At 35.9% G+C, this 19,221-nt stretch carries 14 protein-coding genes, 1 tRNA gene, 1 other RNA gene and 1 pseudogene; 9 read left to right on the top strand and 8 right to left on the bottom strand.

What is annotated here, in order from left to right; all coding sequences use genetic code 11:
- The first annotated feature begins 51 nt into the window (after window positions 1–51).
- The 4 genes and pseudogenes from ssrA to HMPREF2758_RS00605 all read left to right on the top strand — a co-directional run bounded on the left by ssrA (window position 52) and on the right by HMPREF2758_RS00605 (window position 4,379).
- Window positions 52–413: a transfer-messenger RNA gene (gene ssrA, locus HMPREF2758_RS00620) on the top strand.
- A 353-nt stretch (window positions 414–766) separates the two neighbouring features.
- On the top strand, window positions 767–1,159 hold the full coding sequence (gene merR / locus HMPREF2758_RS00615) for an Hg(II)-responsive transcriptional regulator (RefSeq protein WP_006907427.1): 393 nt from the start codon (window positions 767–769) through the stop codon (window positions 1,157–1,159).
- Window positions 1,160–1,183: 24 nt separating this feature from the next.
- On the top strand, window positions 1,184–2,824 hold the full coding sequence (gene merA / locus HMPREF2758_RS00610) for a mercury(II) reductase (RefSeq protein ID WP_006907428.1): 1,641 nt from the start codon (window positions 1,184–1,186) through the stop codon (window positions 2,822–2,824).
- 242 nt (window positions 2,825–3,066) lie between these two features.
- Window positions 3,067–4,379 (top strand): annotated as a pseudogene (locus HMPREF2758_RS00605) (ISL3 family transposase).
- 293 nt (window positions 4,380–4,672) lie between these two features.
- Here the strand turns inward: HMPREF2758_RS00605 and HMPREF2758_RS00600 are convergent.
- From HMPREF2758_RS00600 to HMPREF2758_RS00580, 5 genes are all read right to left on the bottom strand, one after another.
- A tRNA-Ser gene (locus tag HMPREF2758_RS00600) sits at window positions 4,673–4,762 on the bottom strand.
- Between the two features lie 268 nt (window positions 4,763–5,030).
- Window positions 5,031–5,846: a phosphonate ABC transporter, permease protein PhnE gene (phnE, locus tag HMPREF2758_RS00595; protein ID WP_070608513.1), complete on the bottom strand. Its 816-nt coding sequence runs from the start codon at window positions 5,844–5,846 to the stop codon at window positions 5,031–5,033.
- Between the two features lie 10 nt (window positions 5,847–5,856).
- Window positions 5,857–6,678, bottom strand: a complete 822-nt coding sequence (gene phnE / locus HMPREF2758_RS00590; RefSeq protein WP_070608511.1) for a phosphonate ABC transporter, permease protein PhnE — start codon at window positions 6,676–6,678, stop codon at window positions 5,857–5,859.
- 11 nt (window positions 6,679–6,689) lie between these two features.
- Entirely contained in the window at window positions 6,690–7,448 is a 759-nt protein-coding gene (gene phnC, locus HMPREF2758_RS00585) for a phosphonate ABC transporter ATP-binding protein (protein ID WP_070608509.1), read from the bottom strand.
- 93 nt (window positions 7,449–7,541) lie between these two features.
- A complete protein-coding gene (locus HMPREF2758_RS00580; protein WP_006907435.1) occupies window positions 7,542–8,573 on the bottom strand; it encodes a phosphate/phosphite/phosphonate ABC transporter substrate-binding protein in 1,032 nt (343 codons plus the stop codon).
- A gap of 204 nt (window positions 8,574–8,777) precedes the next feature.
- On the opposite strand from HMPREF2758_RS00580, the gene HMPREF2758_RS00575 reads away from it, so the two are divergent.
- Together HMPREF2758_RS00575 and trkA are read left to right on the top strand one after the other, a co-directional pair.
- Window positions 8,778–10,226, top strand: a complete 1,449-nt coding sequence (locus HMPREF2758_RS00575) for a TrkH family potassium uptake protein (RefSeq protein ID WP_070608507.1) — start codon at window positions 8,778–8,780, stop codon at window positions 10,224–10,226.
- Window positions 10,227–10,236: 10 nt separating this feature from the next.
- Window positions 10,237–11,607: a Trk system potassium transporter TrkA gene (trkA, locus tag HMPREF2758_RS00570; protein WP_070608505.1), complete on the top strand. Its 1,371-nt coding sequence runs from the start codon at window positions 10,237–10,239 to the stop codon at window positions 11,605–11,607.
- 98 nt (window positions 11,608–11,705) lie between these two features.
- On the opposite strand, the gene HMPREF2758_RS00565 is transcribed toward trkA, so the two are convergent.
- A complete protein-coding gene (locus tag HMPREF2758_RS00565) occupies window positions 11,706–12,041 on the bottom strand; it encodes a phage holin family protein (protein WP_070608503.1) in 336 nt (111 codons plus the stop codon).
- Window positions 12,042–12,156: 115 nt separating this feature from the next.
- On the opposite strand from HMPREF2758_RS00565, the gene HMPREF2758_RS00560 reads away from it, so the two are divergent.
- A complete protein-coding gene (locus HMPREF2758_RS00560) occupies window positions 12,157–15,051 on the top strand; it encodes an insulinase family protein (RefSeq protein ID WP_070608499.1) in 2,895 nt (964 codons plus the stop codon).
- Between the two features lie 134 nt (window positions 15,052–15,185).
- Here HMPREF2758_RS00560 and HMPREF2758_RS00555 read toward each other — a convergent pair whose 3' ends face one another.
- Together HMPREF2758_RS00555 and HMPREF2758_RS00550 are read right to left on the bottom strand one after the other, a co-directional pair.
- Window positions 15,186–16,142 (bottom strand): NAD(P)-dependent oxidoreductase, encoded by a 957-nt coding sequence (locus tag HMPREF2758_RS00555; protein ID WP_016647656.1) that lies wholly within the window; start codon window positions 16,140–16,142, stop codon window positions 15,186–15,188.
- Between the two features lie 34 nt (window positions 16,143–16,176).
- A complete protein-coding gene (locus tag HMPREF2758_RS00550; protein WP_016647657.1) occupies window positions 16,177–16,860 on the bottom strand; it encodes a histidine phosphatase family protein in 684 nt (227 codons plus the stop codon).
- Between the two features lie 159 nt (window positions 16,861–17,019).
- On the opposite strand from HMPREF2758_RS00550, the gene HMPREF2758_RS00545 reads away from it, so the two are divergent.
- Both HMPREF2758_RS00545 and HMPREF2758_RS00540 read left to right on the top strand, forming a co-directional pair.
- On the top strand, window positions 17,020–17,988 hold the full coding sequence (locus HMPREF2758_RS00545; RefSeq protein WP_016647658.1) for a YihY/virulence factor BrkB family protein: 969 nt from the start codon (window positions 17,020–17,022) through the stop codon (window positions 17,986–17,988).
- A gap of 18 nt (window positions 17,989–18,006) precedes the next feature.
- Window positions 18,007–19,194 (top strand): FtsW/RodA/SpoVE family cell cycle protein, encoded by a 1,188-nt coding sequence (locus tag HMPREF2758_RS00540; protein ID WP_016647659.1) that lies wholly within the window; start codon window positions 18,007–18,009, stop codon window positions 19,192–19,194.
- Window positions 19,195–19,221: the final 27 nt, after the last annotated feature.

The following is a 19,221-nucleotide window of genomic DNA, read 5'->3' as shown; positions in this document are numbered from 1 at the left end:
GGACAATAAGTTGACAAGGATCGTTTTCTTTTATACAATAAAACTATATTCGGGGGTGTCATGGTTTCGACAGGTATTGTTCGAATCTTGGATGCGTCAGGTAGGCAGCGACTACCACAACAACGCTACAGTTAAATATAACTGCAAACAACGAAAATAATTTAGCTTTAGCTGCCTAAAAACAGCGAGCTAAGATCAGCCTAGTATCGCCCATGTATTAGTTACTGGTCTCAAATTAGTGGGATACGCAATGACTTTCCGTCTGCAAGTCATTGAAGAGATAATCAGACTCGCAAGCACAGAGGCCTGTTAGTCGGCTATGTGTAAGCAAAATTAAATTGACTAATCTATTGGCGTAGATTCCTTGATGGCGAGGTATTTGGACAGGGGTTCGACTCCCCTCATCTCCATAATCACTTATTAATATAGTTAAATGTTACTTAAAGCTGTTGATAGTATAAGGTTTCATAAAAAGAGTCTTCAAATATTTCAGACAAATTATTGGACTTTTAGATAATAATTTAGCTTGTAAAGTTTATAGTTAATAAATGAGGGTCTTCGGAATATATATTGGAATTACTTTTTTAATAGTTTAAAAACAACTGGTGTTTAAATCGGATTTTCTAGTGTAATGTTAGGACAATCAATAGTATTATAAAAGTATCAATCACATACGAGTGATACGTTGGGAAAAAAATAAAATAGTCCAATTTACTTGACCGTGTACTATGGTACACGGTTTATAATATTCATGGGGTGAAATAAGATGATTTACCGCATTAGTGAGTTTGCAGAAAAATGTGGTGTTAATAAAGAAACGATTAGATATTACGAGCGAAAAAATTTACTACAAGAACCTCACCGAACGGAAGCTGGTTATCGGATATATTCATATGATGACGTTAAGCGTGTTGGGTTTATTAAACGAATACAGGAACTTGGATTTTCTTTAAACGAGATTTATAAATTACTTAGTGTTGTAGATAAAGATGAAGTTCGTTGTCAAGATATGTTCGAATTTGTTTCTAAAAAACAAATGGAAGTTCAAAAACAAATAGAGGATTTAAAACGAATTGAAACTATGTTAGACAACTTAAAACAACGATGTCCAGATGAAAAGCAATCACATTCGTGTCCAATAATAGAAACATTAACATGAGAGATTAACGAAAGGGGCTTTATTATGAATAAATTTAAGGTAAACATTCAAGGAATGACCTGTGCGGGTTGTGAAAAACACGTTGAATCAGCACTTGAAAAGATAGGTGCTAAAAATATTGAGTCTAATTTTCGTCGTGGTGAAGCAGTATTTGAACTGCCCGATGATATTGAGGTTGAAAGTGCAATAAAGGCGATTGATGAAGCAAATTACCAAGCCGGAGAAATTGAAGAAGTATCATCACTAGAAAACGTGGCGTTAATTAATGAAGACGATTATGACCTTCTTATTATTGGTTCTGGTGCTGCTGCCTTTTCTTCGGCAATTAAAGCTACAGAATACGGTGCAAAAGTTGGAATGATTGAGCGTGGAACGGTTGGGGGAACCTGTGTGAATATTGGCTGTGTTCCGTCAAAAACTCTTCTTAGGGCAGGGGAAATCAATCATTTATCAAAAGACAACCCGTTTATAGGTTTACAAACATCCGCTGGAGAAGTGGATTTAGCTAGTTTAATCACGCAAAAGGATAAATTGGTGAGCGAACTTCGGAATCAAAAATATGTGGATTTAATTGATGAATATAATTTTGATTTAATTAAAGGTGAAGCAAAATTCGTTGATGCTAGTACGGTTGAGGTCAATGGGGCAAAGTTATCTGCAAAACGCTTTTTAATTGCAACAGGTGCATCTCCTTCATTGCCCCAAATTTCAGGACTTGAAGAAACGGACTATTTAACTAGTACAACACTTCTTGAGTTAAAGAAAATACCAAAACGATTAACTGTAATTGGTTCAGGATACATTGGAATGGAGCTTGGACAACTATTTCATCATTTAGGTTCAGAAATAACGCTTATGCAAAGAAGTGAGCGACTTTTAAAGGAGTATGATCCTGAGATTTCAGAGTCAGTTGAAAAAGCGTTAATTGAACAGGGTATAAATCTTGTCAAAGGGGCAACTTTTGAGCGTGTTGTACAAAGTGGAGAGATAAAAAAGGTTTACGTAACAGTAAATGGCAGTAAAGAAGTTATTGAATCAGATCAGTTACTTGTTGCCACTGGAAGAAAACCAAATACCGATTCTTTAAATTTAAGTGCGGCAGGTGTTGAAACCGGAAAAAATAATGAAATCCTGATCAATGATTTTGGTCAAACAAGTAATGAAAAGATTTATGCAGCAGGAGATGCGACGTTAGGACCGCAATTTGTATATGTAGCAGCCTATGAAGGTGGAATTATTACTGATAATGCTATTGGTGGGTTAAACAAAAAAATAGATTTATCGGTAGTTCCTGCTGTTACGTTTACGAATCCAACGGTTGCAACGGTTGGTTTAACAGAAGAACAAGCAAAAGAGAAAGGGTATGATGTGAAGACATCTGTATTACCTTTAGATGCTGTTCCAAGAGCAATTGTAAACCATGAAACAACCGGTGTATTTAAACTAGTAGCAGATGCAGAAACACTAAAAGTATTAGGGGTTCATATTGTATCTGAGAATGCAGGAGATGTCATCTATGCAGCATCATTAGCTGTTAAATTTAACTTAACGATAGAAGATTTAACAGAAACCCTAGCACCATATTTAACAATGGCTGAAGGGCTAAAATTAGCTGCACTTACGTTCGATAAAAATGTTTCGAAATTATCTTGTTGTGCAGGCTAAGGGAACTTTTTTTTACAATTCCCTATTCAAGTGAACCAGCTAATACTGTACTAAAGTGTGCAGTAGTTTAGCAAAGTCTACAAAAGGATTTCATACACTATTTTGCGATCACCCATTATATAAATGCTTTAAGGGATTTTCTAAGTACATTTGTGGTCACAAAAATAATTTAACACTGATGATTTCGACATCAAATCTATATTTGATACAGTAACACCGCAGAGTAATAAAGGATGAACAATATGTCAGACTTATTATCCCTACCAGACATTAAAACAATAGAATCACCACAAGAAAATGAAACCGATATGATGTTTAAAGTTGAATCAGTCGGACCACCTGAACGTTGTCCTGAATGTGGTTTTGACAAGTTGTACAAACACAGTTCAAGAAATCAACTAATTATGGATTTGCCCATTCGTTTAAAGCGAGTGGGCTTACAATTGAACCGTAGACGATACAAGTGTCGTGAATGCGGATCTACCTTCTGGGAACGCCTAGTATCTGTAGATGAAAAGCGTAGTATGACCAAAAGGCTTTTAAAGTCTATTCAAGAGCAATCCATGTCTAAGACCTTTGTAGAAGTCGCAGAAAGCGTTGGTGTTGACGAGAAAACTATTAGGAACGTTTTTAAGGACTATGTGGCACTCAAAGAACGTGAATACCAGTTTGAAACTCCTAAGTGGCTTGGGATAGACGAGATACATATTATCCGTAGACCTCGGCTTGTATTGACTAATATTGAACGCAGGACTATTTATGACATCAAGCCAAACCGTGACAAGGAAACAGTCATCCAACGTCTTTCAGAAATCAGTGACAGGACTTATATTGAGTACGTCACAATGGATATGTGGAAGCCCTACAAAGACGCAGTGAACACTATCCTTCCACACGCTAAAGTTGTCGTAGATAAGTTTCATGTAGTTAGAATGGCTAATCAAGCCTTAGATAACGTCAGAAAGTCTTTGAAAGCTCATATGAGCCAAAAAGAAAGACGTACCCTTATGCGTGAAAGGTTTATCCTTCTAAAGCGTAAACACGATCTAAATGTACGTGAATCATTCCTCTTAGAGACTTGGTTAGGTAATCTTCCTGCCTTAAAAGAAGCCTATGAACTCAAAGAAGAGTTTTACTGAATATGGGATACTCCTGATTCAGATGAAGGTCGTCTTCGTTATAGTCAATGGAGACACCGTTGTATGTCCAGTAACTATAAAGATGCATATAAAGACCTCGTGAGAGCCGTAGACAACTGGCATGTCGAAAAATATTCAACTACTTTGATAAAAGGCTCACTAACGCTTATACGGAGTCAATTAACAGCATTATTAGGCAGGTAGAGCGAATGGGTAGAGATGCCTTACGAGCCAAAATCCTTTTCAATGAGAAGCTCCATAAAAAGCGTAAGCCACGATTTAATTCAAGTGCTTTCAATAAAGCTATGTTACACGATAATTTCAATTGGTATGAAGTGAATGATCATAACATTACAGACAACTTTGGTGTCGATTTTTCCACACTTATTAAGAATTTGGAGAACGGTGATTTATAAGCCCTTTTCCACCATGAAATCCGAATACCCATAAATGATAGACCGCATCAATTTGATGCGGTCTATTTTTTTAACTAAAAAAGTTTAACCTAGAGTCCTAAAGCTAGACATATAGCACTAGAAAATAAAAAATAACGCTTGATATAGAAAAGTATATAAAAAGCCATCCCCATATTAAAATGTATGGGAATGGTTTGATTTGAGACTGATGATATATAAAGTGCCATTGAAGTAGTGGTATTACACTCTTTATATGTTATGATTCATTTGATTGATTGAATAATTTATAAAAAAAGAGAGTGCGGGATTTGAACCCGCGAAACGGCTCAACACCGTTTAAACGCTTTCGAGGCGTCCGCCTTCAGCCACTCGGCCAACTCTCCAATATTTGACAACAAAAATATCGTATCATATTCTTTAAGATTTGAAAAGGGGGAAGGACTAGAAAAATTTAAACGTTGAGATTAAGTTGACTAGGAAAAATTAAAAATTTAAAGAGTTGAACATTTCTATCAATTAGATAGTTAAGTAGATAATGGTTTATGATACTTAACATGAAAAGCTCCCCCTAAAGTCGATACTAAGACAAGTAAAACGACATTAGAGAGAGCCTATCACTATTTTTATAAAATTGATTTTAAGCGAAAACTATTATCGATGCCCATATGCTAAATAGCTTCGAATACGAGTCGAAGCATATTCAACAAGAATAACTAATAAGATTAAGGAGAGCAATATGGCACCAACTTGATTCCATCGATAGGAGTTAATTGCAAACATCAGCGGTGCCCCTATCCCTCCTGCACCTACTAACCCGAGTGTTGTTGCATCTCGAATATTCATATCAAATCGATAAATTAAAGTCGATAAAAACGAAGCAGATAATTGTGGAGCAATACCAAATCGGATTTTTTCCCAGGTATTAGCACCCATTGCAGTAAAAGCTTCAATCACAGATCGATCTATATTCATAATGCTTTCTGAAAAAAGTTTCGTTAACATTCCGATCGAGGTAAAGGTCATTGTAAGAACACCAGCAAATGGGCCTGGTCCTGTAACTCGGATAAACATCAGTCCATAGACAATTGCAGGGATGGTACGGATCATCATGATTAAAAAATTGACAATAAAAGCTAACCATCGAGGGACGATATTTGGTGCTGCAAAAAAGGCTAAAGGTAGTGATAAAATTCCACCGATAAGTGTTCCAATTATTGCAATACAGATGGTTTCAAAAAGCAGAAACCAAATACCCTTGGTTGAAAAATCAGCTAACATATCAAGGCTAGGTGTAAATATTCCTTTGATAATATTTAAGGCCACTTGCCAACCGTTTTGGCTGTAATTCGAAAAATCAACGACTGATGAGGACCAGATCAAGAGGATGACCACGATCAGAGTTAAACAGCTTTGGATGAGACGAAAATTCGGCTCATTCTTTAATACTTCTGTAAACTTTTGAGCCATAATATACCTCCTAACTTAATTTATGCCGACAGTACCGGCTAATTTGTTCAATAATAAAGACGGTGATTAATAAGGAAAATAAAATAGTTCCAACGCGCTCATAATCTCGCCAACCTATATTTTCATTAATCAGTAAACCTAACCCCCCGGCGCCCACATAGCCTAAAATTGAAGCATAACGGACGTTTCCTTCGAAATTGAAGAGCGATGTGGAGATATAAGTTGGCATGATCAATGGGATAATTCCTTTTAAAAAGGCCGATGATTCTGAAAATCCCATTGATATCATCGCTTCATGGGCTCCCATATTAACGGTTTCAATTTCTTCATACATGATTTTACCGATATATGAGAATGAAAAAAGGAAAATTGCGACCGTTCCGGCGAGAGTCCCCAAACCAAAAATGTAGGTAGCAATTAATGCAGATACAAGAGTTGGAATGGTACGAATCAAGGTAAAAAGAAGTTTTATTAACCAATTTATCAAAGGGACTTTTATCATGTTGTTAGCTGCTAAGAAGGCGGCGGGTAAGGCAAGAAGAGAACCGATGAAAGAACCAAAAAATGACATCTTCAGGGTGTCGAAAAGTGGTTCTATAACTTTGGGAAGGTAATCCCAATCAGGATGAAACATGGCTTCAAGCATAACTATGGCATTTTTCCCTTTGGAGAGGATGGTCTCTAAGGAAAATTCAGTGACTTTTAATGCAATGATTAAGATGATAATTGTTAATAATAAATATAGAGGCGTTCGACTCTTTTTTTCTTGAATCATTTTACCATTGGATAATTGATAGTTTTTTGGCTTGAATATTTTATCGTATAAGGTCATTTTTCTACCTCCTAAGCCAAATCTTGATCTATCGGATTATTTTCATAGATCTCATTTAAAACTTGTGGAGTAACCTTTTGTGGGTCATCATAAAAGACAACTTGTCCATCTTTGATACCAAGAACTTTACTAGCATATGCAAGTCCCATTTCAACATCGTGGATGTTTAAAAGGATGGTCATATTTTGCTTCTTGTTTAAGTCTTTAAAATAGGTCATGACTTGTTTTGCGGTAACTGGATCTAAAGAGGCGATGGGTTCATCGGCTAATATAATTTGAGGATGTTGAACGATCGTTCGCGCTAAGGCAACACGTTGCTTTTGACCACCAGATAACTGGTCTGTTCTTGTAAAAGCTTTATCTAGAATATCCACTGAATCAAGTGCTTCCAGTGAACGGAGTTTCATTTCTTCAGTATAGAGTCCAAATATTATTTGAGCAGGATTTAGATCAGGAACAAAAGAAGTTAGTACATTATTTAGGGCAGAGATTCTATCAACTAGGTTAAAATGTTGAAAAATCATTCCAATATTTCGCCGAAAAGCTCTTAATTCACGGCCTTTTAGTTGACTAACATCAACCCCATTAACTTTTAGCTGTCCCTGACTGATATCATGCATTTTATTAATAGTACGTATAAAAGTCGACTTTCCAGCACCTGAACGACCGATGATTGCGACAAATTCCCCATCTTCGATAGTTAAGTTAATATTACTCAAAGCCTTATATCCACCTGGATAGACTTTATCCACATTTGTAAATTCGATCAATCAAATTTCCTCCTTCAAATAGGTATTAAAAAAGACCTTAGATGTATCATAATATGATTCATTCTAAGGTCTCTGTCAAGACTAGCTAATAAATTATTTCATGTCACGTAGGAACTTTTGAGCTTGTCTTTCTGTATCGTAGTCCTCAGATTTTGCTTTCGAGTATCCTTGGTGAGAATAGACTGCGATGACTTTTTGACCTTCTTCTGTTTTACTAATATTAATCATCGCTTCTTGAATAGCTTCAATTAATTCAGGTGTCAAGTGATCAGAATTCTTAGAAACCGAAATCGTATCGTTCATCATACCGTCTGTTACCGCGATAACATCAACATCGGTCCAAATATCATTTTTTCCGCCAAATTCTTTTTGCCATTGGTCTTCATAATCCATCCGTGCATCAGCATAGGTTAATAAGACATCGACTTGACCAGTAGCTAAACGGCTAAATGCGGAAGCGTATGAATCGGATTGAACAGCTGAATTAAGGTCGGCAATTGTCTTACCGTCATAGTTTTTCGATAGATATAGGGAAGGGTAGATATATCCTGCTGGTGAAGAAGTACCCATCACAGACCAATTTACATTGTTTAAATCATCCCAAGTTAAAGCTTCACCATTATTAACCTTTTCAGCTAAGGCACGACCTTTTTCAGAAGGTCCAGCAAGGAAGAGGCCACGATAGTAGGTTACTTGTTCACTTGATTTTTCAGTTGGCTTATTATCATTCCAGTCTTTGGCGTTTTCAGAATCATTAGACAATCCTTCTCTAGTCGCCGTTAAAATTACGTCTGCACCATCATCATAAAGAACATAGGTTCCACCAGGAATAAAACCGATATCAACGGTACCAGCTGCTAAGGCTTCTCCGGTTGCTTCATAACTCGTTCCAACTGAGATGTCAATATTTTCAACATTAAAACCTAATTTTGCTAGTTCATCTTTAAGAAGATTTTTAAGAGGTTCTGTTTCGGTCATAATTTCTTCTGGATCTCGAGAAGGAACGAATTGAACGGTCAGTTCTTTAACCGTAGTTGCATCCTGTGCATGAGTAAGTGGTGTTATTGCCATTGCTAGGCCTAAACAAGCACTTAAACCTGCTGTTAACATCTTTTTGAAATTCATTATGAATTCCTCCTTTAAAAATATTATCAAGAATATTGTACCATTTATTGATAGAAGAATGGGAAAGATGATTAAAATAATTTAATTTTCATAGAACTTTCATAATTAATGGATTTTTTATAAAATCTATAAAACTGACTGATGGATTTCAAATATCTTGAGAAAGTGATAGACTATAGCTACTGATGACATGAAGGAGAAATTATGAATAAAAAATTAGTTTTCAGTTTCATTGGTAAGTTATGCTTCATTGAAGCACTACTATTAATTTTACCAATGATTGTTGCTGTTATTTATCGTGAAAACTGGCTTAATCTACAGGCTTTTTTAATAACGATTATAATATTAATCTTTGTATCTTTTTTATCGTATCAATTAAAGCCTAAAAAGAATGGTTACACGTTAAAAGAAGGGTTGGCCATCACTTCTTTATCTTGGTTTGCATTGTCTTTTTTTGGCGCATTACCTTTTGTTTTTTCTGGACAAATCCCTTCACTCGTTGATGCTTGCTTTGAGATGGCTTCGGGTTTTACAACTACTGGATCATCGATTTTGGAAAACGTTGAAGAACTTAGTCAGTCGATGCTATTTTGGAGGTCATTCTCTCATTTGATTGGTGGGATGGGAATTTTAGTATTTGCTTTTGCCTTTGCTCCTCAACAAGGAGAAGGATCAGTAAATATTATGAAGGCAGAGGTACCTGGACCACAATTTGGAAAATTAGTAGCAAAAAATAAGAATACTGCACGAATTAATTATCGAATTTATTTAGTTATGACATTAATTTTCATAATTTTATTATGGTTGTCAGGTTTGAATTTATTTGATGCAATGATCCACGCTTTTGGTGCGGCTGGGACAGGAGGATTTTCAAATAAAGCTTTAAGTGTTGCGCATTTTAATAATCCGGCTGTAGAGTATATTTTATCGATTGCTATGCTATTATTTGGAGTAAACTTTAATTTGTATTATTTTTTACTGAATAAACAAATTAAAACAATCTTTAAGAATGAGGAATTACGACTATATCTAGGTTTTGTTTTGGTCAGTTTAGTACTCATTATGATCAATATTTCAACGAACTATAATCAAGTAGAACCGTTATTTAGAGATAGTCTTTTTACAGTGACGACGATTGTATCAACTACCGGCTATGCAACCGCTGATTTTGATCAGTGGCCCTTATTCAGTAAACTGATTATTATGTTATTAATGTTTACCGGATCGATGGCGGGGTCTACTGCAGGTGGTATAAAAATCTCTCGTATTCTTGTTTATTTAAAAACAATTAAGCGGGAAATCAAGTTAGCCATTCAACCCCGTCGTGTGTTTCCATTAACGATTGATCGAAATCCAATTTCAGAAGCCTTTATTAAACAAACCTTTATTTATTTAGGAACTTATGTGCTTATTTTTATCACTGGATTGCTTTTACTTTCTCTTGATCGAGGCGACTTTTTAACGGATTTCTCGGCTGTTTCAGCCACTCTAAATAATATTGGACCGGGGCTTGCTGGGGTTGGGCCACGGATGAATTTTAGTGACTTTAATGATTTTTCAAAAATAGTGATGACTATATTAATGATTATTGGACGTCTAGAGATTTTCCCTGTATTAATATTGATCAACACATCCATTTGGAAGAAGAGATAAGGAGTTTGTTATGAAAATTATAATCTGTGGTGCTGGACAAGTGGGAAGTGCCGTTTGTGAAGCTTTGTGGGAGAAAACTAATATTGTTTTAATTGATAAGGATGAGTCCATAGTTGATGATTTGTACTCGCATTATGATATTCAAGGAATTGTCGGTTCTGCAACCTCCATGAAGACTCTAGAGGAAGCCGGAGTCGAGACGGCAGATTTATTTGTGGCGGTGACCTCATCCGATGAAGCCAATATTATCTCTTCAATTATTGCTGAAAATAAGGGAGTTCCTTATGTCTTTAGTCGAGTTCGTAATCCTGAATATCTAGAAGACATTCATTTCATGAAATCAGCTATTGGGTTGACTCGATTGATTAATCCTGAAATGGATGCAGTGAAGTTAATCGATCAGATTCTAACATTTCCAGCAGCAAATTCGATTGATGAGTTTGCTGATGGGAAACTTCAAATTGTGAGTGTCACAGTTCAAGCTGGTAGCTTAATTGATGGTAAAAAATTGGACGAGTTGCGGTCTGAATTAAATTTGCGGGTAATTGTTTGCGCGGTGGATCGCAAGGGAAAAATTACCATACCTAATGGTTCTTTCCGAGTACAATCGGGCGATATTGTTTATGTTACGGCAACTAAAGAAAATTTAAGGCGCTTGTATAATTCTCTTGGTGGTCAAAGGCGTTCCGCTAACCGGATATTTATTGTGGGAGGAGGGCAGATGACCTATTATCTTTTAGAGCGTTTTTCTAAAGGGCTTCGAAAAAAACAAGTTAAAGTTATTGAAAAAAATTATCATCTCTGCCATGAGCTAGCCTTAGCCTTTCCTCAGTTTGAGTTTATTCATGCCGATGGGACTGACCAACGAATATTGGATGAGGAGGGGATGGATGATTATGATGCGGTTGTCGTTTTAAATTCAAATGACGAAGAAAATATGATCGTGTCACTTTATGCAAAGGCTCATAATATGCGAAAGGTTATTACTAAGATTGATCGTCCTTATCTTCTCAAGCCATTTAATGATTTGGGTTTAGATACTATTATTACTCCTAAAAAAATTGTGGCTGATAAGATCATTCGATTGGTACGCTCTCTTAAAGCTAGTCAAAACTCCTCTTTAGTGAATTTTTATCAATTAGCAGATGGACTAATGGAGGCTTTGGAATTTGAGGTTTTAAATGAAAGTGAGATCACTGCAGCTGATTTAAAAACGTTAAACTTTTTATCTGGCACTTTAGTGACGGGGATTTATCGTCAAGGTGAACATATTATTCCTGATGGAAACGATGTAATTCAAGTTGGGGATCTGGTGACCGTGGTCACCAGCCAAAAAAATATTACAGATATTAATCAACTTATTGTCGCCAAAGTCAAATAAAAAATAGGCCACCTGGTGTTAGTGTGATGTGACTTGAAAAAGTTGGAAGTAAAACTCCGCTTCTTTGAGGTCTTTCACTATACACAGGTTGGCCTTTTTTAGTTTTCACGAGCTTCTTTATTAGAGAAATAGGTAGCGATTAAGCTTAGTGCGATGCCTAATAGAATGGCAGTAAAAAAGGATTTAATTTCAATCCCTTCAATCATACGATCAGCTAATGTGATCATCCATGTATTGATAATCAGATTAAAGAGTCCAAGACTTAAAAAGTTAATCGCACAGCCAATAAATTTTAAAAGACGTCCAATGGTTGCATTAAAAATTGCCAACCAGATTGAAAATCCTAAAGCAGCCCAAGCAGTTGAGACGGAAACACCAGGGATGATATAACTTAAAAGCATCATTGAGGCTGTCGTGATAAAAATATTCAGCATGTTTATCCTCCTTTTTAATTAGTTTAACATGTCTTTAAAGGGATTTCACTATAAATAGTCGATGACTTATGAGATAATAGAGGGCATAATTAATTAAAGTTTTGGGAGGCAGAGTATGACTTTTAGTTTAATCGACCAACATTATTTGATAGATCTTGATTGTCAAGGCTATCTATATGAGCATCAAGAAACAGGTGCTCAAGTATTTTATATAAAGAATGATGATCCTAATAAAGCGTTTACCATTGGGTTTAAGACACCACCTTATTCGGATAATGGAATCTGTCATATTATTGAACATTCAGTGCTGAATGGATCGGTTAAATATCCAAGTAAAGAGCCATTTGTTGAATTAATCAAGGGATCGTTGAATACTTTTGTAAATGCCATGACCTTTGACGATAAAACAATCTATCCAGTTGCTTCAACGAATGAAGCGGATTTTAAGAATTTAATGTCTGTTTATTTAGATGCGGTATTTGAACCAAATTTCCGAACAGATCCTCAGGTATTGGCTCAAGAAGGTTGGCATTATCATTTAGAATCAGCAGAAGACAATTTGATTTATAAAGGGGTTGTCTTCAATGAAATGAAAGGAGCTTTGGCTTCAGCTGAACAGCAATTAAATCGTAAGATTAATCAAGCATTATATCCTAATACAATTTATGCTTTTGAGTCTGGCGGGACTCCAGCAGCGATTCCTAGTTTAACGCAAGAAGAATTTGTTGATTTTCATAAAAATTATTATCATCCAAGTAATTCATTAACAATGTTATATGGAGATTTAAATTTAGAGCAAAGCTTTGACTTGCTTGGGGAATATTTTGATCGTTATGAAAAACAGTCAGAAAAGGTTGATTTACGAATTAAACTGGCTGATCAATCGGTCAAAGAAGTGGTTAGTGATTATTCAATCGCTGGGAAAGATGATCCACAAAATAAAGATTATCTTTCCTTAGCTTGGCATGTTAGTCAAGCTGAGGATGTTATAGAATTGGCGACCTTGGAAGTCTTGGAACAAATTCTTTTAGGCAATCAAGAGGCCCCATTGAAAAAAGCCTTATTAGATTCCGGATTAGTAGGTGATGTGATAGGGGGGCTAGATTTTTCTGGTTATGTTCAATCATTCTCTGTAACAGGAAAATATGCGGAAGCCGAAAATATGCCTGCCTTTAAAGAATTAGTTTATAAAGTTTTATCTGATTTAGTGATTCAAAAAATTGATCCTGAGTTGATTGAGGCAGCTTTAAACCGCTTTGACTTCTTTATTAAAGAAAGAGCTATTTCCGAGTCTAATCCAAGAGGAGTAATTTATGCCATTTCAAGTTACCAAACTTGGTTATATGGTCAATCGCCTTATAGTGTTTTTGAATCGAGTCTACTCTTAGAAGAAATTCGTCAAAGAGCTAAAGAAGGTTATCTTGAAGCATTTATTCAGGAAAAATTTTTAAACAATTCACACCGAGTTGAAGTTATTTTGAATGCGAATCCAGGTAAAAGTGATCGTGAAGAAGAAGAAGTTTTTCAAAAATTACAAGACTATAAGGCTTCGCTCACCAAAGATCAGATTCAAGAACTTGTGGCAAATACTCAGTCCTTAATTGAACGGCAAGCAAGCCCTGACAAGCCAGAGGATCTATTAAAAATTCCAACATTGACTAAAGAGGACTTATCTACCAGCGTTCAAGAAACACCCTTAAAAAAGAGTTCGATTGCTTTTGGCCAGTCAAGTTATCAGGTAGATCTATATACGGCGGGGATTGATTATCTTACATATTTTTGGGACTTATCAGATTTAGACTGGGACTTTTATAGTGACTTGTCATTCTTAGCGAGTTTGATGACTCAATTATCAACTAAGAAATATTCAACTTCAGAACTACGTAAACAGATTGATATTTATACGGGAGGTATTAGTGCTGGATTACGAGTTTATCAAGATGAAAACGGTCGTCCACTGCCTTATTTTACTTTACAAGCGAAAGGGCTTAAGATTTATCGCCAATATTTGATCGATTTAATGAGTGAAGTAATGTTGACTAGTGTGATTGAAGATAAAAATCAGCTTCTCAAAGTAATTAATCAATCTATTTCGCGTTTCCAAATGACGATCAATTATCAAGCGAACGCTCTGGCCTTAAACCGAGCACTGAGTCAATTTCATCCTGTAAAAAAATTGCAAGAAGCCATAGCTGGAATTGATTATTATAATTATTTAAAGAATCTAAAGATTCAGCTTGAGGGTAAAGAGTGGCGAAAGGTTATTGAACGGCTTCAGGATGTATACTTGCAACTACTGAATAAAAAGCGCTTTTCATATCTTTTCCTAGGGCCAGCTTCGGATCAAGAAGATATTGAAGGACAAATTGAAAAGTCATTACAAGAAATTAAATCATTGGAGTTAGCTACTGCTGTTAATTATCCTTGCGGGGAGTCATTAAACGAAGCTTTTGTCACTGCTCAAGATGTGAATTATGTCGCTTTAGCCTCTAAAACTCCTGATTCGAATGACTTTACAGGAGCCAATCATGTATTAGCTAATGAGCTTAATTATGGATATTTATGGAATGAGGTACGTGTTAAGGGAGGCGCCTACGGGGCAGGATTCCAAGATAATCGATTTGGTCAAATTGGATTTTATTCATACCGAGATCCTAATATTGAAAGAACCTTAGCTATTTATAAAGCAACTCCCGATTATGTAGCTAATTTGAACCTCTCGCAAGAAGCTTTATTGAAGGATATTATTGGAACAATTTCACAATTAGAAGCACCAAAGTCACCGATAGACCGCGCATACTCTGCTTTAGCTCTCGCTTTATCTGGACGTGATTGGGAAGATTTACGTCAACTTAAGAAGGAAATTATTAATTGTCAATTAGATGATCTTAAAAGTTTATACAATGCTCTAAACACAAGTCTAAAAGAGGCTAGAACCGTTGTTATTGGAAATGATCCAGCTATTCATGCGACCAAGGATCATTTTGACGTAATTAGAGATCTCTACTAAAAAATAAACATTTGTTTGTTATAAATTGATGTAGGATATGGAAGAGTGAAAACTTAAGAAAAAGTCATATTTTAACTATTAAAATTAATAGGACCTTGCCAATTGCATTAGCATATTGACAAGGTCCTTTTTAATTAAACGAGATTTTGTGGTTCGCCATCTAAGAAGGATTTCAAATTATTGAAGACAATTTGGGCACGTTTATTCATTGCTTCTTGGGTTAGGTAGCCGATATGAGGGGTGAGTAGTAAGTTTGCAGGTTTAAAATAAGGGTGATCATTATTGAGAGGGGGTTCTTGATCAAAGACATCAATAGCTGCACCAGCAATTTGGCCTTGATCTAGTGCTTGGCAAAGAGCCGTTTGGTCGATTATTGGACCTCTAGCTGCGTTTATTAATACGGCAGATGATTTCATCTGTTGCAATGCTCGCTGATCAATCAGATGGTGAGTGTCATCCGTTAATGGAAGGTGTAATGTCACAATATCTGCTTGGCTTAACACATTATCTAGTGATAAGTATTGAATGGGGAGGGCTTGTTTTAGAGTTTCGTTTTCCGATTGATCATAGGCGATAAGTTTAGCTCCAAGTGCATGGAATAGTTCAGCTGTTTGACTACCGATCTTTCCAGTTCCTAAGATAGCGACTGTTTTCCCCTTGATTTCTTGTCCCATGATAGGCCCAGAAAAGGTATGCCCTTGGCGAATCATTTGATTTTGCTTTGAGATGTCTCGATAGAGATCAAGTGTTAAACCTAAGACTAATTCGCTGACTGCAGTATTAGAATAGCCAGAAGCGTTTGATAGTAGAATATTTTTCTTTTTGGCAGATTGAACAGCGACATGATCCACACCAGTAAACGCAATATTTAGATATTGACAGTTGTCTAAGGCATCAACAACTTCTTCACTAAAAGGATGGTTGGCAAGCAAAACAATATCTGCGTCATGGGTTCTTCTAATCAATTCTGAATCATTATCACTAACTGTATCATAAGAGATAAATTCGTGCCCTAGATCCAAATAAGGCTGAATTAGTTGATCTAGATACTCTGGGGCAATTGATAAAGGTTCTGCTAAAACTATTTTCATTGTTATTCTCCTTTATTTAATCATTTATTATTTATTAAAGTGTATGAACGAAATGGTTGACTTGGTTTATTGCTTTTAATCGAAATTGACCGTCAATATATTCGACGATTGAAATGGATGCATTTTTTAAAGGTTCTCCGACTTCATAGTCAGCTACCAAACCATGAATAAGATTTCGAATAGTCCATCCGTGACTCACCACTAAGATATTTTGGTTGGTACCAGCATGTTTGTTAAGTAGAATTAATAAGCCTGACTCAACTCGACGCCAAAATTCAACATAGTTTTCAGCGGTATGACTGGGATCGAGATGTTTTATCATTCGTAAGATTTGTGGACTATCATATGGCAGTACAAAGGACTCCTTAGATGGGTTGTCTTGATGGAACGCTTCATTGAGATCGTTAAATAATTTACTGGAAGGCAGCCCTTCATAGGAACCAAAATTGACTTCTCGTAGTTCTTGCATGGGTTTCATTTGATAGTCATCACGGTAGTGGTTGACAGAAAGAAAGTATTCAGCTGTTTCAATTGCTCTTTTGGAGTCGCTTGTATAAACGGCATCAAAATGCAGGTCAGCAAAACCTCGACCTGAGGCAAGTGCATCTTCAATTCCTTGGGGTGTTAATTCAGCGTTGGACCAGCCTTGGACTCGGTTTTCTCGATTGAAAAAGGTTTCAGCATGGCGCATAAAATAAAAAGTGACACCTTTTGACATGTTAAACCTCCTATTTATTTTTTCATATATTATTATAGTGCTTTTCAGATAGCTTGTCTAAAAAAGGAAGAAATATTTATGAATAAGGAGAATCCAGTGCATTTTATTCATGACTGTGTTAATCTTAAGGAGTTAATGATTAAAGGAGAGTCTTAATTGATGCGCCAAAAAACAAAGATGGATCCATTGAAGAAATTCATATATTTACTTCGCTTAAATTCTGGACAAGGTCATTTGACTTCTTATGCTGCTGAACTTACTTTTTATATTCTATTAGCCGTCATTCCGTTACTTTTGGTATTTACCAATGTTCTGGCATTACTACCAACCAATCCTCAAGAAGTGGCATTGACACTTAAGAATATATTACCAAGTGAAGTGGCACAAGTTGTGATACCTATTGTGGTATCCTACTTGAATCATACTTCAACGGGGGCATTTTCTTTAGGGTTGGTCTTTTCTTTATGGCCAGCATCTCAAGTTTTTAATACTTTACAGAGAGTATTTCATCGAATTTACAAGATTGAAAGATCTAAGAACTTTATGTTTCAACGTTTATTTGCCTATCTATTTACCTGGTTAATTGTGATGGTCGCCTTAATTACTTCCTTCATTTTTATGTTTGGTGAATATTTAATTACACAATTGAATCAGTATCTTTTAATCAATTTGAATATAGTCATAACGCTTATTCAACAAGGATGGTTTTTAGCAAGCTTAGTCTTGTTTATTTGTTTAGTTTTGTTATATACTTATTTACCGAATAATCATCGTCGATGGGTCGATTCAATCCCAGGAGCTGTTCTGGCGATGATAGGTTTTACTTTAATTAGCCGACTGTTCGATATATATATCAATCACTTTAATCCTTCTGCATCGTCTAATACTGCTTTAGGTGTAGGGATTGTTATTTTGATGTGGCTCTATTTTAATGGGATTGTATTACTTGCAGGAGCCTATGTGAATGTATTAGTATTTGATTTCAAACATATCTCGTCGGATGAATTGTTGTATCGAGTGAAGCAACAAAAGAATCTTCAAGTTCATTCGATAGACTTTGATCCTCAATGGCAGTACCGGCCCTACTTAACCGGAAAATTAAAGCCCTGCAGTAAGAAAGAATTTTAACGCTAAAGGAGAGGCGCTATGAATCTGAAAAAACGTCTAGCTAATTATCATGATAATCGGATTGATTATGGGATTATATTAACCGTCTTAATAATTTGTTTAATTGGGTTAGTTGTTGTTTATGCGACAACAGCGATTATTCAAAATCAAGGATTAGGTCCCACTTTGCAGCAAGCACTATGGTATTCTGTGGGGGCCTTAGTTGTGATTGCAGTGATGCAATTTGACAGTGAACAATACTGGAAATTATCGAACTATTTGTATGCTTTAGGGCTTATATTGTTAGTACTGGTATTCTTCTTTCACGATCGATCAACTGCGGCTGAGACAGGGGCTAAGTCTTGGTTTTCGGTAGGACCTTTCTCATTCCAGCCCTCCGAAGTGATGAAGCCAGCTTTAATAATTTTTCTTGCAAAAATTATTACTAATCATAATAGTCTGTTTTCTCAACGAACAATTCGATCAGACTTTCAATTAATAGGAAAGCTCTTATTAGCTACAGCGCCAGTATTGATTTTAGTTCAATTGCAAAACGACTTGGGAACCAACTTGGTTATGTTATCAATTTTAGCGGGGATGATTTTGTTATCAGGAATTTCTTGGAAAATTCTTGTTCCTAGCTTTTTAATGGCTAGTATATTAGGAGGAGGATTAATTGCTCTTGCGGTTTTCTTCCCTGAGCTATTATTTAAGTTAGGCTTTAAGCCGTATCAACTAAGTCGGATTACAACATGGATTAGACCTTTTCAAGACACTTCAGGTGAAGGGTATCAGTTAGTTCAGTCCCTTTTATCAATAGGTTCAGGACAGTTAAGTGGTAAAGGATTTGGAGTATCTAATGTTCCGGTGCCTGTTAGGGAATCAGACTTTATCTTTACAACGATCGGTGAAAACTTTGGATTTGTAGGATCTTCTTTTATTTTGGTGATGTATTTTATCTTGATTTACCAAATGGTTCAAACTTGTTTTGAAACGCAAAATGAATATTATACCTATATTGCTTCAGGCGTTATTTCAATGATTTTGTTTCACGTTCTAGAAAATGTGGGAATGACGATTGGACTATTACCGATTACAGGGGTTCCGCTGCCTTTTATTTCTCAAGGGGGTTCAGCGATTATTTCAAATATGATCGGTGTAGGTTTAATTTTGTCGATGCGTTATCATCATCGTTCCTATCTTTTTGCTAAAGAGGATCATTTTTAGATTGTATTGCTAAATGATGAGTGCTGT

The organism is Facklamia sp. HMSC062C11 (genome assembly GCF_001810675.1).
Classification (GTDB): domain Bacteria; phylum Bacillota; class Bacilli; order Lactobacillales; family Aerococcaceae; genus Facklamia; species Facklamia hominis.
Note: the sequence above shows the minus strand (reverse complement) of the source record. Positions and strands in the feature narration are given on the sequence as shown.